Source organism: Humidesulfovibrio idahonensis (assembly GCF_054657715.1).
In genome coordinates, this window is the sequence record NZ_BAAHYE010000003.1 from 781,421 (window position 1) to 807,776 (window position 26,356).

General features: G+C 61.5%; 15 protein-coding genes. 9 read left to right on the forward strand and 6 right to left on the reverse strand.

Going from position 1 to position 26,356, the window contains the following annotated elements:
- Window positions 1-126: 126 nt before the first annotated feature.
- The 3 genes from ACYQ4W_RS09915 to ACYQ4W_RS09925 all read left to right on the forward strand — a co-directional run bounded on the left by ACYQ4W_RS09915 (window position 127) and on the right by ACYQ4W_RS09925 (window position 4,832).
- Window positions 127-1,482: an alpha/beta hydrolase gene (locus tag ACYQ4W_RS09915; RefSeq protein ID WP_459855904.1), complete on the forward strand. Its 1,356-nt coding sequence runs from the start codon at window positions 127-129 to the stop codon at window positions 1,480-1,482.
- 405 nt (window positions 1,483-1,887) lie between these two features.
- Complete coding sequence (locus ACYQ4W_RS09920) at window positions 1,888-3,990, forward strand: methyl-accepting chemotaxis protein (RefSeq protein WP_459855907.1); 2,103 nt, start codon at window positions 1,888-1,890, stop codon at window positions 3,988-3,990.
- A gap of 188 nt (window positions 3,991-4,178) precedes the next feature.
- Entirely contained in the window at window positions 4,179-4,832 is a 654-nt protein-coding gene (locus tag ACYQ4W_RS09925; RefSeq protein ID WP_459855909.1) for a carbonic anhydrase, read from the forward strand.
- Window positions 4,833-5,088: 256 nt separating this feature from the next.
- On the opposite strand, the gene ACYQ4W_RS09930 is transcribed toward ACYQ4W_RS09925, so the two are convergent.
- Together ACYQ4W_RS09930 and ACYQ4W_RS09935 are read right to left on the reverse strand one after the other, a co-directional pair.
- A complete protein-coding gene (locus tag ACYQ4W_RS09930) occupies window positions 5,089-5,991 on the reverse strand; it encodes an NAD(P)-dependent oxidoreductase (RefSeq protein ID WP_459855911.1) in 903 nt (300 codons plus the stop codon).
- A gap of 335 nt (window positions 5,992-6,326) precedes the next feature.
- Window positions 6,327-7,574: an EAL and HDOD domain-containing protein gene (locus ACYQ4W_RS09935; RefSeq protein WP_459855915.1), complete on the reverse strand. Its 1,248-nt coding sequence runs from the start codon at window positions 7,572-7,574 to the stop codon at window positions 6,327-6,329.
- 547 nt (window positions 7,575-8,121) lie between these two features.
- Between ACYQ4W_RS09935 and ACYQ4W_RS09940 the strand changes: the two genes are divergently transcribed.
- The 6 genes from ACYQ4W_RS09940 to ACYQ4W_RS09965 all read left to right on the forward strand — a co-directional run bounded on the left by ACYQ4W_RS09940 (window position 8,122) and on the right by ACYQ4W_RS09965 (window position 14,917).
- Window positions 8,122-9,543 (forward strand): ankyrin repeat domain-containing protein, encoded by a 1,422-nt coding sequence (locus tag ACYQ4W_RS09940; RefSeq protein ID WP_459855918.1) that lies wholly within the window; start codon window positions 8,122-8,124, stop codon window positions 9,541-9,543.
- The gene (locus ACYQ4W_RS09945; protein ID WP_459855920.1) at window positions 9,540-11,048 is read left to right on the forward strand and encodes an ankyrin repeat domain-containing protein; all 1,509 of its coding nucleotides are present in this window, start codon (window positions 9,540-9,542) and stop codon (window positions 11,046-11,048) included. Before ACYQ4W_RS09940 ends, ACYQ4W_RS09945 begins: the two co-directional genes overlap by 4 nt.
- Window positions 11,049-11,662: 614 nt before the next feature.
- Window positions 11,663-12,814: a tyrosine-type recombinase/integrase gene (locus tag ACYQ4W_RS09950; protein WP_459855923.1), complete on the forward strand. Its 1,152-nt coding sequence runs from the start codon at window positions 11,663-11,665 to the stop codon at window positions 12,812-12,814.
- Between the two features lie 555 nt (window positions 12,815-13,369).
- Window positions 13,370-13,567 (forward strand): helix-turn-helix domain-containing protein, encoded by a 198-nt coding sequence (locus ACYQ4W_RS09955; RefSeq protein ID WP_459855925.1) that lies wholly within the window; start codon window positions 13,370-13,372, stop codon window positions 13,565-13,567.
- 112 nt (window positions 13,568-13,679) lie between these two features.
- Window positions 13,680-14,351 (forward strand): hypothetical protein, encoded by a 672-nt coding sequence (locus tag ACYQ4W_RS09960; protein ID WP_459855928.1) that lies wholly within the window; start codon window positions 13,680-13,682, stop codon window positions 14,349-14,351.
- A gap of 80 nt (window positions 14,352-14,431) precedes the next feature.
- The gene (locus ACYQ4W_RS09965) at window positions 14,432-14,917 is read left to right on the forward strand and encodes a hypothetical protein (RefSeq protein WP_459855931.1); all 486 of its coding nucleotides are present in this window, start codon (window positions 14,432-14,434) and stop codon (window positions 14,915-14,917) included.
- 383 nt (window positions 14,918-15,300) lie between these two features.
- Here ACYQ4W_RS09965 and ACYQ4W_RS09970 read toward each other — a convergent pair whose 3' ends face one another.
- From ACYQ4W_RS09970 to ACYQ4W_RS09985, 4 genes are read right to left on the reverse strand one after another with little or no spacing between them, the layout of a single operon-like run.
- Window positions 15,301-15,984, reverse strand: a complete 684-nt coding sequence (locus tag ACYQ4W_RS09970) for a hypothetical protein (RefSeq protein ID WP_459855933.1) — start codon at window positions 15,982-15,984, stop codon at window positions 15,301-15,303.
- Window positions 15,985-16,012: 28 nt separating this feature from the next.
- Window positions 16,013-17,434: an ankyrin repeat domain-containing protein gene (locus tag ACYQ4W_RS09975; RefSeq protein WP_459855936.1), complete on the reverse strand. Its 1,422-nt coding sequence runs from the start codon at window positions 17,432-17,434 to the stop codon at window positions 16,013-16,015.
- 23 nt (window positions 17,435-17,457) lie between these two features.
- Complete coding sequence (locus ACYQ4W_RS09980) at window positions 17,458-23,703, reverse strand: two-partner secretion domain-containing protein (protein WP_459855938.1); 6,246 nt, start codon at window positions 23,701-23,703, stop codon at window positions 17,458-17,460.
- 27 nt (window positions 23,704-23,730) lie between these two features.
- Window positions 23,731-25,500, reverse strand: coding sequence for a ShlB/FhaC/HecB family hemolysin secretion/activation protein (locus ACYQ4W_RS09985; RefSeq protein ID WP_459855941.1), 1,770 nt, complete (start codon window positions 25,498-25,500; stop codon window positions 23,731-23,733).
- Between the last annotated feature and the right edge of the window lie 856 nt (window positions 25,501-26,356).

Sequence of the window (26,356 nt, forward strand, 5' to 3'; positions counted from 1 at the left end):
CCGCCGCGCCGGTGAAAATCCTCGCAGCCCGCGCAGCGATTGAAACAAAGCCGTCCCTCTTGCCTTCGTTTCGCTTTGGGGACATGAAGGCTCCGTGCGGCCCCCCCGCCAATGGAGACACAAGACATGACGCGCCAGCCACTGCACCGCAACGCGGTCGCCACCACGCTTCAAATCCCCGTTCTGCTCGCCGTGTTCGCCCTTGCGCTGGCCCTCTCCGGCTGCGCCCCGCGCCCCGGCGCCATGACCCTTGTGCCGGTGCCCGCCGCGGCCGCCGCGCCCCGGCAGATAACCGTCTTTGTGGCCACCACGCGCGCGCCGGAGGACGGACACGAGGGCTCGTACTGCTCCAAACGCTCGCGGGTGATGCAGCTGGCGCGCTACGTCATCGCCATTCCGCCCACGCACAAGCCCGCGAACATCGAGTGGCCCAAGGCGGGCAAAACGCCGGACCCGGCCACGGACTTCGCCATCGCCTCGTACACGGCCCTTTCGGAGCAGGAACTGCTGGACGCCCTGGCCAAAAACGACGGCTCCTCGGCCGACTCTGCCGATGACGGGATGCCCGCGCCTGGCGCGGTCGGCAGCGGCGACAAGCCGATGGGCAAAACCGCGGCCCTGGCGGCAAAACAGACGCCGACGACGGAACAGGCGCCGGCGTTGGCGGCAAAGCTGACCGGAGCCAACGACGCGGCCAAGGCCGGGGCGGACAGCGCCAACGGCCGCAACAATGTGGATATTTTCGTGCACGGCTACAACACCAACTTCCCAGAGGCCCTGTTCCGCATGGCCCAGCTGGTGGTGGACAACCCCGATCCCATCAGCCGCGCCCTGCTGTTCTCCTGGCCGTCCGACGGGGAGCTCTCCGGCTACGTGGCCGACAAGGACGGCGCAACCTTCTCGCGCGACCAACTGGCCGCCCTGCTGGAAAAGCTCGCGGCCGACCGCCGCCTGGGCGACATCAACGTGGCCGCCCACAGCATGGGCTGCTGGCTCACCATGGAGTCGCTGCGGCAGCTGCGCCTGACAGGCAAGGACAAGACCTTGTCCCGGCTGGGCTCGGTGATTCTGGCCGCGCCGGACATCGACCTGGACGTGTTCCAGAGCCAGGTGGAGGCCCTTGGTCCGCTGGATCCGCCCCTCACCGTGCTGGCCTCGCCGGACGACCGCGCCCTGTCCCTTTCCAACCGCCTGGGCGGCGACCGTGCGCGCATGGGCAACCTGGACGCCCGCGATCCGCGCATTGCGGCCATGGCCCAGGCCGAGAAGTTTCAGATCATCGACATCTCCAGCATGTCCGGCACGGACAGCCTGAACCACGACCGCTTTGTGGGCGCGGCGGCCAGCCTGCAAAAGCTGATGTCGCCGAAGATAAGCCAGAATCCCCTGCGCAAGGCCGGAGCCTTTGTGCTGGACGCCGCTGCCAGCGTGCTGGAGGTTCCGGGGCGCATTGGCCGCGCCGCGGCGGAAAAGGTGCAGTAGGCCCTGGCCGTCCGCGTGGCCGCCCGGTGACGTCATGCAGGCTTGTTTGACAATCGTGTTAACACATCCTGCCGCCGCTACTTAATTATTTCGCATTCCGCTTTCGCGTGGCGCAAAGGCATTCTGAATGATTCACATGTCTTGCCGCCCCTCCCCGGTGCAGAACGATCTTCGTGCGCGGTTCTTTTCCGCGCCCTAACGATTTATAATCGCAGACATTCACTCATCCGCCACGCCTCATCTTCACAAAAACGCAACATAACCGCGATCAGCTTGATTTACCTCACGAAGCAGGGCTAAGGCTGCAGCGTGGCGTTTCGACGCCGCGAAATTCCAAGCTTTCCGCCGTAAAACCTGGACTCCGCACCGCAGCGGACAAGCCCGCAACTCCAGCCAGGAGGTCCCATGCCCCGCTCCATCAAGACACGCCTCATCCTCGGCCTGGTCTCGGTCATCGCCGTCATCCTCGCGGGCATTCTGGCCATCGTCGCCTACGACTTCAGCCAGCAGTCGCGCCTGTCCTATCAGCGCAGCGCCACGGGCGAGATCAAGCAGATCGACTACGCCATCTCGCTGTTTCTCGACGAATGCCTGATGAACGCCGACATGATGGCCAAGAACGGCGCTGCGCAGCATGTGGACGAGGTGAGCACCAATCACCTGACCACCACGGAAAAGACCAAGGCCCAGGTGCACCAGGGCGATGCCGCCGGGCGCAGGCTGGTGGACTTTCTGGCCACGGTGCAAAGCACCCATCCGGCCTATGTGGAGGTTTACGCCGGCAACGAGCAGGGCGGCTTCGTAAGCTGCCTTGAGGACTCCGCCATGCCGGGCGGCTACGACCCGCGCAAGCGCCCCTGGTATACCGACACCAAGCCCGTGGCCGACAAGCCGGTGCTGGGCAAGGCCTACATGTCCACCACGGGCGAGGCCGTGACCAGCGCCGCCCGCGTCATAAGCCGCGAGGGCAAGGTGGTCGGCGTGGTGGGCCTGGACATCTCCCTCAAGAAGCTCACCGAGCTCATCAAGTCGGTGAAGCTGGGCCAAACCGGCTACATGGCCCTGGTGCAGGACGACGGCGTCATCCTGGCCGAGTCGCGGCACGAGGCCCTGAACTTCAAGAAGGTGGGCGAGGTGGAGCCCAAGTACCTGGCGACGCTCTTCGCCAAGGACTCCGGCAGCGAAGACGTGGTCATCGACGGCAAGAAGTACATGGGCATCGTCTTCACCTCGCCCAAGACCAAGTGGAAGCTCATGGGCTTCATCGAAAAGGCCGAGATCGAGGCCCCGGTTGTCGGCACCCTGTACCTGCTCAGCGCCGTGGGCGTGGTCAGCCTCATCATCATGGCCCTGGCGATCTGGCTTGTGGCCAGCAATTCCATCCTCAAGCCGCTGGCGGCCGTTTCGCGCTTTGTCGAGGGCATCGCGGGCGGCGTGTACCACCAGCGCATAGAGCACCTGCGCGAGGACGAGATCGGCGGCATCTACAATGCGCTGAACGCCACAGCCGGCGTGCTGGAGCAGAACATCAAGGACATCAACGCCAAGACCCGCGAGGCCGAGGAAAAGGCCCAGCACGCGGAGCGCGCCACGGCCGAGGCGGACGAGGCGCGCAAGAACGCGGAGCGCGCCAAGAGCGAGGGCATGCTGGCCGCGGCGGGCAAGCTTCAGTCCATCGTGGGGGTCGTGTCCTCCGCCTCGGCCGAGCTTTCCGCCCAGATAGGCGAATCCAGCAAGGGCGCGGACCGGCAAGCCATGCGCGTCACCGAGACGGCCACGGCCATGGAGCAGATGAACGCCACGGTGCTTGAGGTGGCCAAGAACGCCTCTCAGGCGGCGGAAACGGCGGAGACCGCCCGCAAGCGCGCCCAGCACGGCTCGGAGATCGTCAACCGCGTCATGACCGGCATGACCGGCGTGGAGGACCAGACCGGCCGGCTCAAGGCCGACATGAACACCCTGGGCAAGCAGGCCGAGGACATCGGCCGCATCCTCACGGTCATTTCAGACATCGCCGACCAGACCAACCTGCTGGCGCTCAATGCCGCCATCGAGGCCGCCCGCGCGGGCGACGCCGGACGCGGCTTCGCCGTGGTGGCCGACGAAGTGCGCAAGCTGGCGGAAAAGACCATGACCGCCACCAAGGAGGTCGGCGACGCCATCACCGTCATCCAGCACAGCGCCAGGTCCAACGTGGAGGGCGTGGACAAGTCCGTCCGGCTCATCACCGAGACCACGGAGCTTGCCGGAGAGTCCGGCCAGGCCCTGGCGGAGATCGTCCGCCTCGTCGAGTCCGCCTCGGACCAGGTGCGCAGCATCGCCACCGCCAGCGAGGAGCAGTCCGCCGCCAGCGAGGAGATCAACCACTCCATCGAGCAGGTGAGCGACATCGCCAACGAGACCTCCGGAGCCATGGGCGAGGCGGCCAAGGCCGTGGAGGAGCTGGCCCGCCAGGCCAACGTGCTGCAGAACCTCATCGTCGAGCTGCGCGGCGGCGGCATGGGCTAGCCCCGCGGCAGAACGGAACACGACAGGCGGTCCCTCACGCGGGGGGGCCGCCTTTTTCGCGCCCTTGGCCCTGTCGGCACCGGCGTCATTTTCATCCCTTTTGGGACGGCCTTGTGGTCCAGCCGGGTCTGCCCTATCATGCGGGCCTTGGCAGCACACCGTCAGCATCCGCATGGAGTCTCCCGTTCATGAAGGACATCGCCCGCTTCCTTTCCGGCTTCAAGATCTTCCAGCGCACGTATTTTTGCGAGGACAACCAGCTCTTCTCCGACCTGAGCCAGGCCCAGAACCCCAAGGTGCTGGTCATCGCCTGCTCCGACTCGCGCGTGGACCCGGCTCTTTTGCTGGGCGTGGAGCCCGGCGACATCTTCGTGGTGCGCAACGTGGCCAACCTGGTGCCCCCGTACGAAACCGCTCCCGGCCGCCACGGCGTTTCCGCCGCGCTGGAATACGCGGTCAAGGTGCTGCAGGTGGAGCACGTCATCGTGCTGGGGCACTCCTGCTGCGGCGGCATCCAGGCCCTCATGGCCCCGGACCGCGACGCCTTGGGCGAGTTCATCGCCCCGTGGGTGACCATTGCCGAGTCCGCGCTCAACGAAGTCGCCACCAAGCTGCCGAACAAGGACGAGCCCCTGCGCCAGCGCGCCTGCGAGCAGGCTTCGGTGCTGGTCTCACTCGAAAACCTGCTGACCTTCCCCTGGCTGTGGGAACGGGTGATGCAAGGCCACGTGTATCTGCACGGCTGGTACTTCGACATGCAGAAGGGCGAACTGCTGAGCTACCTGCCGGAGACCGGCACCTTCGAGCCCCTGGTGGCCCGCTGCGAGACAAAGGGCAAGTAGCGCCCTTCCCCACTCCCCGCCGCAACGCAAAAACGCCCGAAAACGGGCGTTTTTTTATGCGGGCGCCGACGACAGCCGCGTGGCGTTGCGCTTTGGCTCCACGCCTTGGCGCAGGCTGCGGCCAGGTTCATAGACCGGAGCGGCGACGCCGGGAGGGCTGCCCCCCCAGTGCGCCAGGGTTGGTCGCCAGGGCCCACCGCCACAGGACGAATCCGCCGTCCGGGCGCGGCCCGCATGCCGCTCAAGGGCGCGCAGTCTACGCCGCGGCCAGTTCCTTCAGGGCCAGGAACAGGGCCTGGGTGCCGTCGCGGCCGTGGCCGTGCCTGGCCGCGCCCGCGTACAGGGAATGCACCAGCGCCAGGCCCGGAAGCTCAAGGCCCATGCGCCCGGCCTCGTCCAGGGCGATGCCCATGTCCTTCACGAAATGGTCGATCATGAAGCCGGGCGCGAAGTCGCCCTTCAGAATGCGCGGGGCCAGATTGTCCAGGCTCCAGCAACCCGCCGCGCCCTTGGTGATGGACCCGAGCATGGCCTGGGGGTCCAGCCCGGCGCGCGTGGCGTAGAGCAGGCTCTCGCACATGCCGATCATGCTCCCGGCGATGACGATCTGATTGCACATCTTGGTGTGCTGCCCGGCCCCGGCCGCGCCCTGGTGCGCGATGATGCGGCCCATGCGCTCGAACAGCGGCCGCACGGCCTCGAAAATATTCGCCTCGCCCCCGACCATGATGGACAGGGCGGCGTTCTTGGCGCCCACGTCGCCGCCGGAAACGGGCGCGTCCAGGGTGTGCGCGCCCTTCGCCTGCGCAGCGGCGAAAATCTCCACGGCCAGGCTTGGGCTCGTGGTGGTCATGTCCACGGCGATTTTGCCCGGCGCAAGGCCAGCCAGCACGCCGTCCGCCTCCAGGTACACGCGGCGCACGTCGTCCGGGTAGCCCACGATGGTGAAGACCACATCCGAGGCCTCGGCCACGGCGCGCGGGCTTTCGGCCCAGGCGGCGCCCTTGGCCAGCAGCGGCTCGGCCTTGGCGCGGGTGCGGTTGAACACGGTGGCCGGGTGGCCCGCGTCCATGAGGTGGCCGCACATGGACAGGCCCATGACGCCGGTGCCTATCCAGCCGATGCGGGTGTCTTTGGTCACGGAAATGAGTGGGGACATGGGGGGCGCTCCTTTTCGGCTGACGGTGGCGACTGACGGTGGCTTGCGGGCGGTGCCGCGAAACGGTGCCAGAAAGCGATGCCGGGGCGATGCACGGGGAACAGGCGGCACGGTCGGAAAGCGGGCCGGAGTATCGCCCACGGCAAAGCGGATGCTAGCCGCGCAGGCGAAAGACTGCAAGCGCCGGGCAAGCGCTTCGGGCGGGTGCGGCGCTGGCGCTTGGTTCGATGCCATGCTGCCCGCGGCGCGCGGGCGCGGCCAAAACGGCGCGCAGTAGACGGCGCGCAGTAGACGGCGCGCGGTAGACGGCGCGGGGAAGTGCTGCCGGCGGGAAGCTAGACCATGCCGGGCGTTGGCGAGGAAAGGGCGCGGAACAAGGTGTCCGCCTCGACAAAGGATTCGCGGTAGCAGCGCGACAGCTCGGCCATGCACAACCCGGCGCTGCCGCCCACGCGCTCGGCCTCGTCCCAGTCCGCGCGTTCCATGGCGTGCACCAGGGCCAGCCAGGGTGAATAGGGGCTCTTGCGCCCGCACAGGGCCAGGCGGATGCCGTCGGCCACGGGGATGTTGGCCAGGGCCTGGGCCGGAGGCATCTCCAAAATGGGCTCCACGTACGAAAGCAGCCCCAAAAGCGAGAGCACGGGCATGAGCGCCTCGCGCCCGGCGGCCTTGGCCACGCGCTTGAGGAAGCCCGCACGCTGCGCGGCGTAGTAGCACAGCTCCTGGTGCCGCGGCGAGGGGGCGAGGTCCGTCAGCAGAAGGATCTCCAGCCACTTGTGCAGGGGCTGCCACCCGGCCAGCACAATGGCCTGCTGGATGGACTCCACCTTGCGCCCCAGGCCGAACCCGGCGGAATTGAGGAACAGGAGCAGCCGGTAGGTCAGGGCCGCGTCGGCCTCCACCAGGCGGGCCAGGGCCTTGAAGTCGGCGTCCGGCTTGCCCAGGCACTCCAGCAGGCGCAGGCGGGAAAGTTGTGTGGCGGTGATGCTTTTGGCGCTTGGCCGCAGACTCATCTGGTTGAAGAAGAAGCCCTGCAGCATGTCGGCCTGGGTGTTGCGCGCGTGGAGCATGATCTCCCAGTTGGAAAGGCCGCTGACCATGGTCTTGACGCCCGTGCCGCGCGCAGCGGCCACCAGTTCGCCCAGGGCCGGGGCGGTGGCGTCGATGACGACGACGTCCGCCAGGCGGGTCAGGGCGCCGCAGGCCGCGTTGTTGGTGTAGCCGCTGACGGCGATGCCGTAGCCGGCCTTCTTTATTTCGGCAATGGCGCCCGGCAGGCCGGGAACCGTGCCCGCGGCCTCGTCCACCTCGACCAGCATGTTCTGCGGCCACAGAAGGCGGGGCGCGCCTTCCAAAACCGCCTGGGCCGGGAAGAAGACGATGGTCTTCTCGTTGGCGAAGCCGCGCTGGGGCAGATAGGCCTCAAGCAATATGCTTGCGGAAGTCTCGTCGCCAAAAAGCGACTCGTCCAGGTCGGACTGCGCGAAGCACATGGAAGTGCCCCAGGGCTCAAGCCTTCTGTCGAACACCGGCTGGCGCGTCACCACGAAGCCCTGCGCACATGTCTTCCGGTCAGATGTCATAGCTCTCCCACCTGGTGTTTTCCATTTCTCCACATGTGGAGCTTACTCCTCGCCACTGGTGCATATTGAGCGGGAAGGATTACACCTCATGCATGAGATATATACGCAGTTTTGTGAAATGGCAATACATGGTCAAGAACTGAACTGTGCAATTTCACAAAACATTGCCCCACAAGCAAACAGGGCTCCGGAATACGCAGTGATTCAGGAGAGGGTCAACGAAGTATGCCAAGAAAGGCATATAACATTTCTGCTCCACACGGCCGCAGCGCCGAAACGGCAGTGCGCCCACTCCATGGCTGCGGGTACAAGACACACAAAGGAGGAAGCGCCCTGCCCTTTCACCACCGTGCAGGCTGCCTGAAACACGGCGGGCACGAGGCCCCTCACAGCCGCACCTGGAAGCATGCAAAAAAAGCTTTTCATGAATATTGTTATTTCTTATACAACCGGCTTCCACATACGAATATTTTGAATCGCTGTCTATACGCCTATTGAGGAAAATGTGATAAAAAAACTGTCACTCACGGCAATTCTGGTCCTCGCGATGGTTCTCTGCGCAGCTGCGGCGGCCAAGCAGTCCGCATCGCTCGCTTCGCTCAGCAAGATGACGCTGGAGGATGCCTTCCCCAAGGACGCCAAAACGCAAGCCCTGGCCCTGGCGGCGGCGCGCGGCGACGTGGCCGAGATAGACCGGCTTGTGACGGCAGGGGCCAACGTGAACACCGTTGGCGCGTATGGGCTCACCGTTTCCGCCTGGGTTGCCGGGCATCCGAACAAGGCCGGGCTGCGGCGGCTTTTGGAACTCGGCGCGGACCCCAACAAACTGTGGGCCGTGGACGAGAAAAGCGGACGCTCGCTGGTGCACTGGGCCGCGGCGTATTCCGGCCTCCACGGGCTGGACTACCTGCGGATGGTGCTGCGCATCGGCAAGGGCGACCCGAACCTGGAGTCCGGCGGCGTCAAGGTCCGGCCCATCGAATGCGCGCTTTCGTTCAACGACAGAGCCGCCTTCCTGCTGCTCTACAAGGCCGGGGCGAAGATCAACTATCGCACTCCAAGCGACAGCTATGGATATTCCGTCGTTCAAAAGGCTTCCTACACCATGGGCCAGAACTATCTGACCGTCCTGTTCTGCCTTGAGCACGGCGTCGACTACACCATCTCCGGCCCGGAAAGCGCTCCCGGCGCAGGAAATGCGGCGCGGAATCTTCGCGACAACATCCAGTACGAGTTCAAAAGCGGCTGGATTGCGGGCAGGCCGGAACATCCGCAATACATGTGGTTTTGGCGCTGTGTCGACTTTTTGGAAAAGCGCGGCGAGAAGTTCTCGTACGCAACCGCCTCTGGCCGCTTGATCCAACGCCCCAAGGAGCTCGAAACCACTCCGGCCGAAGTCGCCATGACCGATCCCAACCTCATGCGCGCGGCCCACTTCGACATAAACCTGACCTTCACCGCGCCCGTATGGACGGAGCTGAGCAGAACGGACCGCGACGCCGGCGTGAGGCTGAAGCGCAGCGGGAATCTCATCGAGTACGCCTACCTCCCGCAGGGTGAAAGGCCCAAGGGGGAAGACGCGGCGATGCACGTCGCCCTGCTGCATGCGCCGGGCACGGCTTTGGCCGGGGCAGTCGATTTCGCGGTGAAGCGCTTCGCCACCGCCTTTGGCCAGGCCTGCGCCTACACGACGGTCGAGGACGCCCCCGACCACCGCATCCTGCGCGTGGTGGCCCAAAGCGGCGCGGACGGCTATCTGTATGTAGGAAAGTACAGGGACACGGCGGTTGCCGTGCGCCAGGTATGGAAATGCGCCGACGCAGAAACCGCTGCGGCATACCAAGCGAAAGCGCTGCGGAGCATGCACATGGTGAAGATGCAAAAGGGGTACGAGTACATTGCGCCATGTCCGGACGCGGCAGCCCAGTGCGGTCCGGGCTGCGCCAAGGCGCAGGAGGCGGCGCAATGAATGCCCTGCGCAAACGCATTGCCCCGCTGCTTGCCGGATCACTGCTTACCGCGTCGCTGCTTGCCGGGTGCTCCTCTCAGGACTTGAGCGGCGCGGCGATGGTCTCGGCCCTGGCCGTGGCCGGCGTGGCGCAGGTCACCGGCGTCGGCTTCGTGCTCCATGCGGCCCTGGACCCAACCCCGCTGGCGAAGCTGAGCGCCGACAAGACCTTTGCGGGCAACGCCCAAGCCCAGGCCCTGGCCGCCGCCGCGGAAAAGGGCGACGTGCAGGCCATCGACAGCCTGGTGGACGCGGGCGCGGATGTGAACGCCGTGGGCCTGCACGGCCTGAGCATCTGTGAGTGGCTGCTATTCCACCCGAACAAGGACGGCTTCCGCCGTTTGCTCGAGCGCGGGGCCGACCCCAACAGGATGACTGTATGGACGGGCCCCCAGATGCTGTTCATGCATGAGTTCACGGAGCAGCAGTCGTCCCTCGTGCACTGGGCGGTCTACAGAACCCCGCAGCTCGGGCCGGACTATTTGCGCATGGTCCTCGAAATCGGCAAGGGCGATCCCAACCTGGAGCTGCCCGACAGAAAGGCGCGTCCCATCATGAAGGCCCTGGGCAGAGACAACGGCGAGGCCTTTTGCCTGCTCTACAACCACGGCGCGGAGCTGGAGTTCCTGACCGCCGACGGGAAAACGCCCATCGAGACCGCGGCGTGGGTGCGCGACGAAAACTACCGCCTCGTGTACTTCATGCTGACGCACGGGGTCAGCTTCTCGTACGCGGCCGCCGTGCCGGACTTCGGCGGTCTGCAAGGGGCCGTGCAGCGGACCTTGGACAATGGGAATTGCGCCAGGCAGCCCTTTGACGCCGGCAGCATGTGGTTTTGGCGCTGCGTCGATTTCTTGGAGCGGCGCGGCATGGTCTTCGAATACCCCTCACGCAACAGAGGGCCCGTGCTCAAGCCGGTGGCGCTGGAGAGCACTCCCGTCAACCTGCTGGCCCCGGCGCAGGAGCCCTTTGCCGTGTCGCGCAGGGTTTCCGTCCTTGGCGTGGCCCTGACCCTGCCGCGCCCCTACTGGGACAGAACGCCCGGCAGCGGTGCGGTCATCGCCTGCCGAAGCGATGAAATGGGTGCGAAGAACGTTTATCTCTATTACCCCGGTGGCGACATGACTGACCGCAACGCCATGCAGCTCTGCGTGCAGCGTGCGCCGGGGAAAGCCCTGGCGGAATTCACGGCCGAAGCCGTCAAAACATGGCAGTCCGCGCCCAAACACGTGGCCACCCTGGTGGAGAAGGCCGGAGACCACGAGATATACCGCCTCAGCGCCCGTTCGAGCAAGATCGGCGGCTATTTCTACGTCGGCATGCGCAACAATACCGCTGTCACGCTCACGCAGGTCATCCAGAAATCCGGGCGCGCCGAGGTGGATGCGGCCGACGACGCATATGTGCTCAACGCCATGCGGCAAATCAACCTCGCCCCGGCGCCGGCAACGCCGCCGCAGGAGTAGCCGGCGCCGGACTGGGCCGCGCCGGGCCGCTGCGCACAAGGCAGACGCTTTTATCGCGCCGCTCGCCAAGGCTTGTCCGCGATCGCCTTCGCCATCCGCCCCATGAGACGCTTCTTGAACGGCGGCCGCGAGAGGCACAAGCACGCCCTGGCAAACGCATCTCCGTGGCGATGCAGACGGCGGGCTGCACGCCCCCTGCGAAGCGGCGAGGCCAGCAGAAACCGTCTCTCCTCCGGGCATGCTCCCGGCCCGGTCAAAGCCGGGCGGCAATCATTGCGACATGGGCTGAACGCATCAGAGGTTCAGGAACGAGCGCATGCCGAGCGGCATGCCTGTGCCACGCTCGCCAAACAACGAAAAAGGGACCTGGAATCACTTCCAAGTCCCTGTCTTCTTTTTTGGTAGCGGGGGCAGGATTTGAACCTACAACCTTCGGGTTATGAGCCCAAGAGTAGCGATTAACACCATCTTTTACGACTTATCATTACTTTATTATCATACCTGAATTACTTATATTATGCACATCTTGACTCCGCACTCATTTGTATGATTTGGTTGGAACAGGTTGGGATAGAGGTTGGGACAGGAATCTGCATCCAGATGTAGGGGGGAAAATGGCTGCCAGGATCAAAACCGACTACACGGGCGTTTATTACTATGTTCAGCCTCGCGTGGGAGGCACCGGCACCGAGAAGGTATTCTACGCAGTGTTCAAGCGAGACGGTAAGGTCTACGAAGAGCCTGCGGGCAGGCAATTCCGCGACAATATGACCGCAGCCAAGGCCGCCCGCATCCGCGCATCACTCATTGAAGGCAACCGCGAGTTGGCGCAGGTACGCCGCGAACGCGTAAAACAGGAAAAGGAAGCCGTAGAGAACCGCCCCACTATCTTTCGCCTCTGGACGCTCTACAAAGAGGCCCGGCCCAGCATCAAGGGCCTCGTCACTGACGAAAACCGCTTCAAGCTCCATATCGGCCCCAGCTTTGCCAACAAGACCCCGCTGGAAATCGACCCCCTGAGCATAGACCGCTTTCGCGTGAGGTTGGGCAAGCAACTGACCCCGAAGACCACGGCAAACGTGTTGGAACTTCTGCGGCGCATCATCAACTTCGGCGTCAACCGTGGGCTTTGCGAATCAAAGATCAAAATTCGGCTCCCCAAGGTGGACAACCTACAAACTGAGGATTTGAGCCCTGAACAACTTACGCGGCTCCTGGAAGCACTGGACACCGCCGAAAATCAGGCAGTGGCCCGCATTATGCGCATGGCGCTCTTCACTGGCATGAGGCGCGGGGAAATCCTCAAACTCCGCTGGGAAGATCTGGACTTCGAACGTGGGTTCATCGGCATACGCGACCCCAAGGGCGGGCAATCTGCAAAGATTCCCATGAGCCCCCAGGCGCGAGATATGCTCTTTTCACTGCCACGAGAAAGCGACTTTGTGTTTCCTGGCCGCGACGACAAGCAACGGGTGGAGGTGCGCAGAGCCGCAAGGAAGATATGCGATACGGCCGGACTCTCGCGCGACTTCCGGCCCATGCACGGGCTGCGTCACGCCTACGCCTCCATGCTGGCAAGCTCAGGGCAAGTTGACCTCTACACCCTGCAACGGCTTCTGACGCACAAGAGCGCGGCAATGACGGCGCGGTACGCCCATCTGCGTGACGAGGTGTTGCAGCGGGGTGCCAGTGTGGCCGGGCAGATCATGGAAGACGCCCAGAGCGAGCAGAAGCCAAAGGTGCTCAAGATTAGCTTAGCCAAATAGCTCTACTATATATTCCTAGACAAATGCTAAAGCCACTCGGATTCGCTCCGGGTGGCTTTATTTATTTTATGTAGTATCTGCAAGCTGCCATATGTAAAGTTAGTTCATAAAATTTGCACCATTTAATGTATAGTTTCGCGCAGATCAAAGCATCTTTCATATTGAAAACTGTACTGTGTGCGTTGTTATTTATATAGCACGTAGCAACATAGAAATCAGATTATATATCAACGCTAAATGAGTTGTAATTCATTGCCAGAAATTCTTGGCAATATTCGTTTCATATTTTACGTTTCCCGTTACAGTGAAGTTAATAAGCATATTTTTCAAAAATTTTTCTCATTTTTAAGAATAAAAGCTGTGAAAATCCATATAGCAATTGACTTTTCGGTACTAATCTAAGTCCTGTGTTGAGTGTTTGTAGCAAATTCTTATATCATAGTTAGCAAAAGTCGAAATAGTAGCATTATTGACTCCTTGCGCGTCCTTATTGCATAAGATTGCGCAGCTCAGTACAAATTGCAGCTAAACAGTCAGCCATCGTGAGGAGCAATAATGAAAATCTCCGTGCATTATCTGAACGAGCGTGAAGCCGCTCAATTCCTTGGGTTATCGATCTCAACATTACAGCAACGCCGCTTCAAGGGTAAGCTCCCACTCTATGCGAAATTCGGGAAATCCGTTCGATACAATCTTGAGGATCTGCAAAGCTTCGCCGAAGGTTGTCGCGTACATTGCGACGCAGCGTCCTGAAGCGTCGTTGGTAGCTACTGTGCATCGCGGATATGTGAAACTCTGGCGTAAGTCCCTGGACTCGCCAGTCTGGAAGAACGCCGATCTTTGGCGCTTTTGGGGTTGGTGCATAATGAAAGCCACCCACACTGAATTTGCGGAACTTGTCGGCTTCCAGTGCGTGCCCCTCAAGCCGGGTGAATTCGTCTTCGGCCGCAAGGTCGCGGCGAAGGAAACGGGCCTGTCCGAGCGCACCGTGCGCACGTGCATCAGCACTTTGTCGAAACTCGGAAATTTGGTCATCACATCGACCAACAAGTTTTCCATCTTAACCATTGAAAAGTGGGAAGATTATCAGTCTACCGTCCAGCTGGCGACCAGCAAAACGACCAGCAAGCGACCAACTGGCGACCACATACAAAGACAAATGCACAATAGCACAGAAGAGAAGAATACCCCCCTTACCCCCCGCCGGGGGGAATGTGCCTACTCAGCTTCTTTCGAGGAGTTCTGGAATGCATACCCGCTCCGCAAGGGCAAGGCCGCTGCCTACCGCGCCTGGAAGTCCGTCGAGAAGAAGCACCCCGGCTTGAAGGCGCTTCAGATCATCGGAGCCGTAAAGACCCAAGTCAAAGCCGACACATTCCGCAGCCCGCATGACGGGCAGCTCTACATCCCGCACCCCGCGACATGGCTGAATGCTGGCCGATGGGATGACGACGTGAAACCGCCTGGCTCAACCACGGATCCCATGGCCGGGTTGACGCTAGCAGAGAAACTTGAACGAGCGAGGGCAGCACAGTGAACAGGACCGAATGTGAAATCATGTTGGACGCCTTTCAGGCAACGTTTGGGAAGCGGTACAGCACAGAGACGAAGGAGCGCGTGTTTCAGCGCGTCCAGGCCGTTCCTGGCAAGTTTGTCGAGGCCATCACTGAGCGCATTGAAAGCATGGACAGCCACCCGGGGAACCTCGCCAACGCCATCCTGGCCTCCTGGCGCACGATCGACAAGTCCGCCGCTGCGAACGACGACGCAAAGGGCTGTGTGAACTGCGACGGTGACGGGACCATCACAGGCTACCGCAAGAACCCCAAGAACGGAAAGATCGAGATCTGGGCATGCACTTGCGCGCATTGCTACCCGCATGGGCAGTACAGCGGAACACGACAAACGATGCGGGCTGCGGGCTGCATGGTCTGCCCGAGCAATGACCGTGAAGAGCAGAGCCGGTGGTGGCACGCCTACCAGAAGAGCCATGCAGACAGCATGAAGGCCAAGCGCGCGCAAGGTGGGAATGTCGTCCCGGGCGACCTCTTGGAGAACTTCGACCGGATGCGCACCGTTGTTGAGCAGCGCGATGCGGCCTAGTCAACACCACACGTCTGTGGTGTTGACTAGGCCGCATAGAAGGCAATGGCTTCAAAAAGATTTCGCTTACTATTTAAGCAAAAGGCGCATAGCCGAGTGACAAGCATGATGCAGAATGATAGTTTTTGACCAAAGACATCTGACGACAGAACTCGCCGTTCTTCCCCGGAATGGACACTTCTCTGAAGGTGTACGATGGCAACTTCCAAATTAAAATTCAGTGAGTTCAGGCGTCAAGACACCGCTATCCGGGCCACAGGCCACGTCGCCTGGCGCAAAACCACGGAGCGACGATTTCACCCTGGGAGTGCAGAGCACATCAACTCCGAATAAGCTGGTGGCGTTCAGATGCATCGCCCAAAGGCATGGCTGCCGTAGGGTAGCTATTTACCTTCTGCCTTGAAAAAACGAATCGACTTCATCTTTTCGACGGCCTCTTGCTCCACATTCGGATGAGTCGGCCAGTCCTCTGATTCGGTTGCATTGGAACCGCCGCGCCAGGCCTGATAAACCTTGGCGTAGGTCTTGCCCGTGTGCGAAATGAACATGAAGCCGCGCTCGACGGTGTTGCCATCTGTCGCCACTTCCGGCCGCAGTTCCGGGCAGTAATACTCAAGCGTGATCGCGTTATCCCCGGTACTGAGAATATGCGCCTGCCCTTGCGCCTTGCAGCCCAACGCCAAGGCGTTCATTGATTCGTCAAAGAAACGCTTCATGTCATGTTCGGGCAGATAAAATCCATAGATGCCATACAATCGTGTCCAATGGGAAAACGCTTGTGCCTTTGGGATCATTTCAACAGAAAATAGATTCCCTTTTTGATGACGATACATCTTCGACTCGCCGATTTGCTTTGGCTCCTTCACCCACAGGGGGAACGGGCACTTGATGATTCCATCGTAGAGATTCAGGGTCAAAACCAAGTTAGGCATCGCCCCGACAGGCTGATTTGGGGGTTGTGTGGCGTTCTGCTGGTCTTGCGCAAAGGCCGGGGTTGCGATGCTGACCAGAATACCCAATGTCATGATCACGATGCCCCGCTTGAGGCGCGTGGTGAGGTTAATCATCTTAAACTCCTGATGGTGTTGCGTTGTATTAGTTGGCCGGCAGGACGGTCAGCCCCTTCTTCATGACGACCTGGCGCATTCCGGCAAGGGCCTTGGCGCGGTAGGAGCTGGCCGTGACGGCGTCGACGGAGCGCCATGTCTCGCGGACCGTCACGATGGTGTCCAGGAACCGGCCGATGTACACGACGCCTTCCGGGCCAGAGGCGTCCGCGCTGGCAAAGTGCAGGATCTGGTGGTCTTGCGTGCTCTCTTCGGTGACGATGGTCGCGCTTTTGCCGAGGCCCTTGCGCATCGTCTCCAGCGCCATGCGCGCGGCTTGGTCGAGGCTCGTGCCCGGCGTGTAGGTCGTCATGACGGTGTAGACGGATTTCCAGTCGCTCTCGGTCTGGTTCTGCGGCAGGTAGTCAAGGATGATCGTCCCGGCCTTTTGCTGCTGCCGAATCTGCACGTTCTCGCGGGTCTCCGGCGTGTCCGCCCAGACGGGCAGCGGATAGGTCAGGTCCACCTGCTGCATCAGCATGTTGATGTTCTTCGGCAGTGCGGCAGCTTGCCCCGCCGCGGTATTCAGCGATTCCGGCGGGGTGGTATCCAGCACAGCCGGGCGTACGGCGATCCCGTACTTAAATGTCATCCCACGTTTTTCAAGGAAATCAACACAGCGCCAGAACCACATGTATCGTTGCTCATCTTTGTCTCTCGCATAATTGAATCCCATACGTGCGTCTATGCTGCGATGTATTCCTTGAAGTTTTGTTATGTCTGACGTGTAATGTACTCCACTTTGTAACAAGAAAATCAAAATCTGAAAATTAGCATATGATGCCGTATAGTCTGCAAGAGAGTCTGTGCTATATGGATCTCTTATCTTATAGTCTATTTCTGCTCCATAGTTATAGAGCATAAAAAAGGCTTGAGTATTGTTTTTTTGAACAGCTATCATGATCGGTCTTTCTCTATGATCCGGCGGTTCAAGATTTGGGTTCCCTTTCCCTATCTCCAGGCACATTTTGAGGTAATCTGTCCCGATCGCGTCTGATCGCTCAACTGCCCAATGCAACAGCGACGACTGTGCTCTGTTCTTATCATACCAGATTTTGTTCGGGTCGGCCCCGCGCTCAAGCAAGCGCCGGAACCCGGCCTTGTTCGGGTGGTAGAGCAGCCAACCGGGCACAGTCTTGCCATATGTGCCGGTGGCGTTCGGGTCCGCCCCTGCGTCGATCAGTCGGTCAATCTCCTTCAGGTCGCCTTTGCTGGCCGCCTTGACCAACGCCTGCGCCTGGGGGTTGTCCGGGTACATCTCCGCAGGGCTCATATAAATCGCCGGAGTCGGGCCCTTGGGTGCCTGCTCCGCCGCGCGCTCAAGTCTGGCGATGTCAGGGTCTGAGCTATAGAATGTGCATGCGGATACCAGAAAGGGCAAAGCGACGAAGAACATTCCCAAACGACACATTCGCATATTCTCCTCACACATGATTACTTCTTGTTTTTTGAGGTCATAAATGGATCGATTCCATGGAACCCGGCACCCTCTGTCACAATGACGGTACCATAGACCTTGTCGCCGGTAAGCGGATTAAGAAACATTGTCTGAAAAGCATTCAACAGGTCTGCGCGGCTCACATACGCTGTCGTTTTGTCGTTAGCGTTTTGGGCATTTCCCTTCGCCCTTTCGATCGTATTCGCATTCACCGAAGCGGGGTTGAAGACGATCGCCTCATCAAAATAACCCGTTGAGGCTAATGCCATGGCAACGCCTCCCCCAAGAGAATGACCAGTAGCAGTAAGCATGCAATTGTTGCTGTTTGCAAAATTTTGTAAACCAATTAGGGCTTTTTCATTTGTTGTGACATCATACTGCGTACCGCCAAATCCGAAGGCCTGTTTGATGTTTGTGAGCCAGTCCTTGCCACTCAGCGGATCTGTTCCTTTCACGGCGACCACAACCTCGCCCATTCCCTTTCCAGTTGCTGCCTCTTTATAATAGATGGAAATTTTGAGGTTTGTGTCTCCATTGAACAGCATGTCTTGGGTAACACCTGCCTCTGCAAGCTGCGCCGACGCTTTTTTGATGATATCGGCCTGCTTCGCCTCCTCCTGTGTCATTGGGGCAGCCGTTGTTGTTTGGTCTTGTGTCGTTTCCGTGGGTGTCCCCGGTTCAATTTTAACGTACTTCTCCCCCGCGACCTCAACCGACTTGCATGTCTCTTTGTATGAGCAATCGCCAAATGCGGAATATTTTTCCTTCTGAGCCTTCTGTGCGGGGGTTAGCTCCTTTGCCTGTACCCAGTCCGCGGCTTCCACGGTCATCGCGCTCAATGCGGCCTGGTACGGATCGCCACCGGTAAGCTTGGCGCCGGCGGCACCCAACGCCCCGGCAAGGACAACTCGCTCCGTTCTCTCAAGGCTGTTTTCGGACCCGACTTCTCCCATCACATAGCTATCGAAGGACGAGCCTAGGGCAGTAAGGAATGACTTTTCAAGATCTTTCCCGCCCACAACATTGCTGGTGAGCGTCTTCACCACAGATGTCACGAGAGCCCGTTTGGTCTTCTCCAAGAGTTCCTTACCATCAAGTGCTGTATTGAAGTTGCTCATCGCGCTGGCAAGCACCATGCTGGCCAGCAGAGAACGCACTCCCTGCTCTGAAGCCAATGCCTCCATGTTTTTTCCAAAGTCCCCACCGGCAGCGGTATTCGCAGTGGCAACGGCGACATTTGATGCCGTCGCGGTTATCCCAGCCGCGATGGCGCTTTGCAACGCAAGCCTCAGGCCGACATTGCCGATTGATTCCACAAGCGACCCAGCAAATCCCGAGGCCCACGCCGCCGTCGCAGCCGATGCAGCAATGGCCAACACGATGGTGGCGGCGGGAGAAAGTCCGCCATTCTTTTTGTTCCAGGTTTCGTACTTCTCTTGAACAGCCTTCCAGTTGACATCATCACGCTTCAGCAGCTCCCCCATCCACTCAAGGCCCTGGGCCTGGGAGAGCTGCTGGATGTCCTGTCGCAGGTCGCCGGTCTGCTTGTACTCAACCGTCACACCGTTGCGGCTGGTGATGGTGAGGCCCTTGCCCGTCTGAATTAGTGTATTGACGACGGTCTCGGCATTTTTTCCCTTGTCCTGGGACGACCAAGTCAGCAGGCCGACGTTCGAGGACACGCTACGGTTGTATTCGCTATCCTTGCTGGTCAGAATTGAGACTTGCCCTTCGACCGAAGTAAGCTTTGTTTCACCACCCGAGGTGACTTTTGCAGCCGTGAGCGTGATGTCCTGCTTTGCTTCAACGGCAATGTCTGTTCCAGCTTCGACTTCGCTGCGCACAGTGGTAACCTTTTGGTTATCCTTTAGGGCGGAGTCAGACAGCAGCCCCATGGCACCGGAACTTTTGGACTCAGAATGACTCGAGCTTGTCATCTGCGCTGCGGCAATCTGGATATTCCCCTCAGACGTAAGCGAGACACTTGTTGAAGCACTCAACTTGCTGCCCGCCACCACAAGATCGCCGGTGCCGGCCTTGCCCGCCTCGGCGGTGAGCTTGCCGCCGGCCACGACCTGCGAGGCCACGTTGGTGGTGGAGCTGCCGGAGTAGGACTCCGAGCTTTTGCCGCCAAACAGCCCGCCGCTCTTGCCCGAGATGAAGCTGGAGGACTCCTGCTTGTCCGTGGCCGAGGCGATGGAGAGGTTCCTGCCCGCCGCCAGGGCGACATCGCCGCCAGCCTGCAGCTTGCTGCCGGTGACGAGCGCGTCCTCTCCCGCGCTGACGGCAAGGGCGCCGCCTGCGGTCACGGTGGAACCCGAGTTGGCTTCGATGGCGCTGCTGCCGCGATAGTTGTGCGCGCCGGACGAACTGGACTTGTTGCTCAGCGTCTGCGCCGCGATGGCCACGGTCTTGCCCGCGGTGAGCTTCGCATCGCCCCCGGCGGCCACATCGGCCCCGGTGACGGCGATGTTTTCGCCCGCCGTCATGGTCAGCGCGCCCGTGGCGGCCACCTTGCCGCGCGCCTCCGCCACTTCGCTGGTGGTGGTGCTGGAGGTGAAGGTGGTCGTCGCGGTGTTCACCGTGATGTTCTTGCCCGCGCTGAGGCTCACGTCGCCGCCGCTGATGCTGCCGCTGGTGTTGGTGATGGAGTCGGTGGCGGCCAGGGCCACGGTCTGGCCTTTGATCGTGCCGGAGGTGTTGAAGATGTTCGCGGCGTTGATGGTCAGCGTGTTTTCGGCCAGCAGGACGCCGCTGCTCTTGGTGTCGCCGGTGGTGGTGATGGCGACGTCCTTGCCCACGATGACCGAGCCGCCCTGGGCGATGTTCGTCAGGCTCTTGCTGGCCAGGTACACCTTGGGCACAAGCACCTCGTGCCCATCCACCGTGGCTTTCTCCAGCCAGACGATGTCCTTGGTGAGCTTGGCGATCTGATCGTTGGACAGGGCGACGCCCACGGTGAGGTCGAGGGACTCCTTGGCGCTCAGTGCGCTGTCCATCAGGGCCTGCATCTGCTCGGCATCGCTGGTGGCGGAGGAGCTGAGAAGCCGCTTGCCCGTGAGGGCGAAAATCTGCTCGCGCACCAGGTTGGTTTCATAGAACGCATCGCCCAGCAGCTGCCTATGCGTCTTGTCCAGGTCGATGCCGCTGCGCTTCAGGAAGTAGTCCGAGCCGTACAGCGTGCTCATGTTGGTCAGCGCCGGGTTCGTCTCCATCAGATAGTGGTGGCCCGGGGTGGTGTTGGCGCTGAACAGGCCGTTCTTCAGTTGGGTGCCGATGAGATCGGTCATGCTGGGCAGGCTTTGCCCCAGGGAACTTGGTTTGACCGGGGCCACGATGCCCATGGCGCTGGCCGTGCCTGCTGCGCCCGAGTTCTCGGTGATGCCGTTGCTCACATGCGCCGCGGTGATGGCCACCTTGCTGCCCGCATTGATGGTTCCGTAGGCGTAGCTCACGGGCGTCAGCACCAGTTCCTGCCCAGTGCCCTCGGTGTACACGCCCTTGTGCTTGGAGTTGTTCGTGAAACCGCGCCCCCAGTTGACAGTGGAGCGCTCGTAAACCTCTTTGCCGACGTTCTCAAAAGCCCCGGCGTTGAAGGTGATGTCGCCTGAGGCGGTGGAGATTTTGCTGATGTTGTTCTTGATCTGGTCCGCATCGACGGAAATGCTGGTGCTGGCTGCAATGCTCGCGCCCTTGTCCGCTCCGGCGACCTGGTCCGTGGTGGTCTTGGCCTCGTACACCGCAATCTCGCCACGGCCTCCTGGAATCAAAACGGCGTACGGGGCCTGCGCGGCGATGATGTTGTTCTTGACCCAATCGACGTTGGTCTTGCGGGTGGCGTCCGGCGTGGTCAACATCTCCTGCTCGGCCTTGCTCACGGCGGCTGTCAGCTCCGCAAGGGAGAAGACGTTGCGCGTGGAGCTGAGGCCAAGCGCGGTGACGTATGCGGGATAGATCCGCTTGGCGTCCCACTTGAAAAGAGCCGTGGTGCCGTGCCCTGTGGCCGCATTAAAGATGGAGCCGACGCCCCAAGCGTCATTGCCATAGGAGTGCATTCCGCCTTCCAGGCTCGCCCCGGCAATGGCCCCTTCCACCAGGCTGAAGTCCAGGTTGTTGTTCAGCACGCTGCCGGCCTTGATGCCGACGCCCCCCTGCAGGGACTCGATGGAGCCGGAGTCGTTCTGCAGCGTGAGCATCCGCTGGCCTGCCGCCGCTCCCTCCAGCACCATGTCGCCCTGGGACAGCAACTGCCCCCGATTGTTGAGCAGGGTTCCGCCCACGCGGTACGTCGCCTTGCCGCCGGAGAAGAGCAGACCGGCGTTGGTCAGGTCGCCGCTGACGTTGACCTGGGAATCGCCGCCGAACAGGATCTGGCCGGTGGCGTCGTTCACGAGGCTGGGCACGGTGAGGGAGGCGGAGCCGGAGTGGGAGAGCGTGCCCGAATTGTGGAACTGCCCGGTTACGCTGTAGGAGCCGGTCCCGCCGGACTTGAACGCGCCCAGGTTGTAGAAGTCCGTGAGGGATTCAAGGAGGATGCTCGTCTGGGCCAGCACCTGGCCCGCCGTCTCGTTGCGGAGGGAGCCCTTGGTCCGCAGGGTGGCCTGCCTGCCTGCGTTGATGGACCCGGAGTTGCTCAGCTCGGCGTCCACCCCGAAAAGCGCGTCGCCCTTGGCCACGATCTGGCCGCCTGCACGGTTATAAAGGCTTGCCGCCTGAAAGGCGGCCGAGTCCTCCGTGTACAGGGTGCCGCTGTTGTCCAGCATCCCCGTGGCCGTCACGGAGAGCCCCTTCTGGGTGGTGACGGTTCCGGTGTTGGTGAAACCGGCGCCGGAGCGCGCCGTGAGCACGCCTTCAGCCTGCAACGTGCCGGAGTTCTCCACGCCCAGGCCTTCGGCCGTGAGCGCGCCCTTGGCCAGGATCTGACCCGAGTTGTTCAACGCGCCCGTGGCGGTGAGCGAGGCGTCCGAACCGGCGTAGATGGTGCCGGTGTTCCCCACGCCCTGGCCTTCGGCCGTGAGCGCACCCTTGGCCTGAATCTGGCCGGAGTTGCTCAGCGCGCCCTTGGCGATGAGCGAGGCGTCCGAACCGGCGTAGATGGTGCCGGTGTTGCTCAAATCCCCGGCGGTTGCGGCGGTCAGGGCGGACTCCGCGAGCATCTTGCCGCCGGTGTTGGTCAGCTTCTGGGCGGAGACGTTGACGGTCGCCCCGTAGATCAGCGGCGCGTCCCCTCCGGGCTGTGCGGTCAGGCTCAGGTCCTGGGCCGCCTCGACGCGCATGGCGCCGCCGGCCCCCAGCTTTCCGGCAATGTCGACGCCATCGCTTTTGGACGCCACGCTGGCGTCTTTGTCCGCGGACACCGCGCCCACGATCTTGATCTTGCCGTCCGCCGTCAGCGTCAACTGGTCCGTGGCCCGGACAGGCCCCGCCAGATTGACGCCCACGCCCGCCTCCGTGCCCACGAACCGGATGCGCTGGGCGTACATGCCGCCAAGGGCCGTGGAGTCGAGGAACACGGTCGGCGCGACGGAGCCGTCAGGCGCGAGGGGAGTCGTCTGCCCTGTGGCCGGGTTGTAGCTGCCCTGCCCGCCGATGATGTTCAGCTGCTTGGCGTGGATCTCGGCGTTGATCTTCGCGCTGCGGGTGACGATCTCAAAGGCGTCGAGGTTGTCGGCGTTGATGCCCTGGCCGTCGATGAGCACGTCGCCGCGGCGCACGTCGAGGCCGAGCAGCGCCCCGGAGCCGTCGAGGCGCGGCACGCCCGTGGTCAGGGTGGCCTTGGGCGTGTTGATGAACCCGCCGCCGTTGACGCTGACGCCGTTGGGGTTGGCCAGGATGTACTGGGCGGCATAGCCGAAGATTTCGGTGTAGCCCTCGATGTTGGACCGGCTGCTGCCCGTGACCTCATTCAGGATCAGGCGCGCCTCTGGTCCGCCGCCGAAATTCGCATTGCCCGTGATTGCGCCGCCGAGCTGCGACACGCCCGGGCGGTTGCTGTTGTTGATGATGACGCCCTTGGGCGAGACGTTGAACGCATCGAACAGGTTGTGCGAAATGCCGGAAGCCGAGGGCTTGACGATGTTGACCACCGGAACGCCGTTGGGCGCGGCATCCATTGTCGGCTGCTTCGAGGCCGGCGCCCCGGGCGCCACGACGATGCCGCCGGCGGCGGCGAAGGAGAAAGGCTCAAGAACCAGCAGGACGACAAGCAGATTGATCAGCGCGTGCTTCAAGGTCGCATTCATTTCAACGTCTCATTTGCAAGGGTGCGATTAAATTTTAAAACTGAACATCCAGTCGATTTGCCAATTTCTTTTCTTCATGAATGAGGGCGCATCCAACGGGCGCGACAGGCAGAGATCCGTGCCGAAGTGCTCGGCGGAAGCCCGCAGGCCCAGGGCCAACCCCTGCAAGGTGCCGCGTTCGTAGGCGTCGGTCTCGTCCCGGTGGATGAAGCCCGCGTCGTAGCCCAGGTAGGCCTGCGGATCGCCGATGGTCTTGGTCAGCCACTCCGGCCGCTTGTCTTTGGGCAGGATGGAGGAGGACAGCTCGTTGCGCACATAGCCGCCGGAATCGCCGGAGAGGCTGTCCTGCTGGAAGCCCCGCACCGTATAGCGGCTGCCAAGGTTCAGGCGCTCGGAGTTGTACAGGGTGTCCGGCGTCCACTGCGCCTGCGCGCGCGTGCTGAAGGTGAACTCATGCTCCAGCACATCGAAGGGGCGCGTATAGCCTCCGGAGAAGATGAGCTTGTAAAACTCGTGCTTGGGCGTGGTGAGCTGGCTCGTCTTGTCCTTTGGCGCGTCCAGCACGGGCAAGCCCAGGTTGTACTCGACGCCGATGTTGAAGACCCCGCCCAAGAGCCGCTGGTTGTGGTCCAGGGATGATTTAAGGATGCTCAGGTCGTAGCTGCTGGCCTTGAGCCGCTCGCCTTCCAGAAAGTTGTTGATCTTCTTGGTGGTGAAGGAGACCCCGCCGGTGGTCTTGCCGTCCGCGTCGCGCCGCAGCACGCGGCTCACATCGAGGGTGTAGTTCGTGGTGTTGCCGGTGCTGCGGTACTCGACGCCGCTGCCTTCAAGCTGGGTGTGGTAGTCGAAGAAGCTGGCGCTTCCCGTGACGGTCCAATAGCCCAGCGGCACGGAATAATAGAAGGAGCTGCTCTCGCCCTGGTGCCGCTTGAAGTTGACCAGGGTGTCGGCGTCGGCGCTCCAGTTGAAGGTGAGCAGGTCGTTGAAGCCGATCAGGTTGTCCTTGTCGAGGGACACCGTGTACTGGTTCACGCCCGTGCTCTTTTGGCCCGAGTTGTCGACGCTGGTGCGCACCCGCCAGGTCTTGGCCTGCTGGTCCGTGACGACGATGCGGCTGGCGCCCGGCTCCGCGCCCGGCACGATCTCCATCTTGGCGTTGCTGGAGGGCAGGCGGTTCAGCTGGTCCAGCCCCTGCTCGATATCGCGCAGGTTGAGGGGTCTGGCCGTCATGCCGGGGAACGCAGAGCTCACGCGGCGCTGGTCCGCCGGGGTCCCCTCGTTGAGCTGAATACCCTCGACCGTGCCCTCGACTATCGTGATCTCAAGGGTGCGCCGGGAAAGGTCCTGCGGCGCGACGTATGCGCGCGCGGTGACGTAGCCTTCCGCCACGTAAAAGTTGGTGATGTCGCGGATGAGTTCATTGATGTGGCGCATGGAGAGGCAGCGCCCGGCATACGGCTTGATCAGCCGCGCCTTGGCCGACTCGCTGAGCAGCGCCGCGCCCTTGAGGGTAATCGTGTCGATCTGGACGCAGACGGAGTCGTCGACGGGCGCCTCCGGGGTCTTTGGCTGCGTGATGTCGATCTGCTGGGGCTGGCGCTCCAGCATCTCCTTGTGCTGCCGCTCCAGCTGCCGCTGGCGCTCTTCCTCGCCGCGCACAATCTGCTCCTGCTGGCGCAGCGACTCCGCCGTGGGCGCGGCATGGCCCTGCTGCGAACTGAAGGCACAGGCGCATATCGTCAAAACGGCGCAAAAAGCATTGCGGGACGCACCCCATAAAAGTGCTTTCGTCTTCATGTTCGCCTTTACATGTCAGCAGCAACCAACAATAATTGATTTATGTTCCGGAAAGCGCCAATCGAATCTCGATAAATAATTTCGTATTAATTCGTGCGATTAACAATCCAAACGTCAGGCTGTTTTCCCTGCCTCGGCTCCTTTCGCCAGCCAGAGCAAAGACAATTGGGTAAGGAATACGCAGAAAGCTGCCTACTGCCGTCAATCAGCACAGTCAATAGCTTTTATTATTCGTATCGATCGAAACTATTGTAGAAAAGGAATTCACAATAGGCGAACCGTTATCCGACGAAAGCTATAGGAAAGCAGGAACCGTCGACTGAAAACAGCTCGTGGCAGAATGAGAGGCGCGGAAAACGCCAGTGATTTTTATGAAGAATTGGAAATGCGAATAGAAGAAAGTTGAAGAAAAGGCGGAGCGAGGGGAAGAGGAAGGCTTCGAAGTGAGGTGGGGGGGCTGTGGCGATGATCCTTCACGCGGGAAGGATCAGGTTACGGTCAGCGTTGATGTCCCAGCCATACGCGATCTGGCGCAAGGGCTCTTGAGCCTCTATTGACTGAGACGCTTTCCACTGTGTATTTATTCTTCTCCTGGAGCGAGAGCGCCCCCACGGGTTGTCAAGGATGGAGCCTCCTCGGAGGCTGTAGACAACGTTGCGTAGCGACTGTGCGGATTATGTCCACCGTTCGGATTCACCGACACGCAAGTGTCGCTCCCACCCTGCGACGGGTCGATGTAGGCGCAGGGTGCGTAGGCCGAGATCGGACCATCCTTACCTACAGTCGCATCGCCGGACTCCAGGGCCAAACCGCTCCCACTTCGGCACGAGTACGTATAGGGCCGGAGTGCGAATCC

Excerpts from the sequence above, each read along its gene's own strand:
- ACYQ4W_RS09915 (WP_459855904.1), top strand. The coding sequence starts at position 127 with ATGACGCGCCAGCCACTGCACCGCAACGCGGTCGCCACCACGCTTCAA.
- ACYQ4W_RS09920 (WP_459855907.1), top strand. The coding sequence starts at position 1,888 with ATGCCCCGCTCCATCAAGACACGCCTCATCCTCGGCCTGGTCTCGGTC.
- ACYQ4W_RS09925 (WP_459855909.1), top strand. The coding sequence starts at position 4,179 with ATGAAGGACATCGCCCGCTTCCTTTCCGGCTTCAAGATCTTCCAGCGC.
- ACYQ4W_RS09930 (WP_459855911.1), bottom strand. The coding sequence starts at position 5,991 with ATGTCCCCACTCATTTCCGTGACCAAAGACACCCGCATCGGCTGGATA.
- ACYQ4W_RS09935 (WP_459855915.1), bottom strand. The coding sequence starts at position 7,574 with ATGACATCTGACCGGAAGACATGTGCGCAGGGCTTCGTGGTGACGCGC.
- ACYQ4W_RS09940 (WP_459855918.1), top strand. The coding sequence starts at position 8,122 with ATGGTTCTCTGCGCAGCTGCGGCGGCCAAGCAGTCCGCATCGCTCGCT.
- ACYQ4W_RS09945 (WP_459855920.1), top strand. The coding sequence starts at position 9,540 with ATGAATGCCCTGCGCAAACGCATTGCCCCGCTGCTTGCCGGATCACTG.
- ACYQ4W_RS09950 (WP_459855923.1), top strand. The coding sequence starts at position 11,663 with ATGGCTGCCAGGATCAAAACCGACTACACGGGCGTTTATTACTATGTT.
- ACYQ4W_RS09955 (WP_459855925.1), top strand. The coding sequence starts at position 13,370 with ATGAAAATCTCCGTGCATTATCTGAACGAGCGTGAAGCCGCTCAATTC.
- ACYQ4W_RS09960 (WP_459855928.1), top strand. The coding sequence starts at position 13,680 with ATGAAAGCCACCCACACTGAATTTGCGGAACTTGTCGGCTTCCAGTGC.
- ACYQ4W_RS09970 (WP_459855933.1), bottom strand. The coding sequence starts at position 15,984 with ATGATTAACCTCACCACGCGCCTCAAGCGGGGCATCGTGATCATGACA.
- ACYQ4W_RS09975 (WP_459855936.1), bottom strand. The coding sequence starts at position 17,434 with ATGTGTCGTTTGGGAATGTTCTTCGTCGCTTTGCCCTTTCTGGTATCC.
- ACYQ4W_RS09980 (WP_459855938.1), bottom strand. The coding sequence starts at position 23,703 with ATGAATGCGACCTTGAAGCACGCGCTGATCAATCTGCTTGTCGTCCTG.
- ACYQ4W_RS09985 (WP_459855941.1), bottom strand. The coding sequence starts at position 25,500 with ATGAAGACGAAAGCACTTTTATGGGGTGCGTCCCGCAATGCTTTTTGC.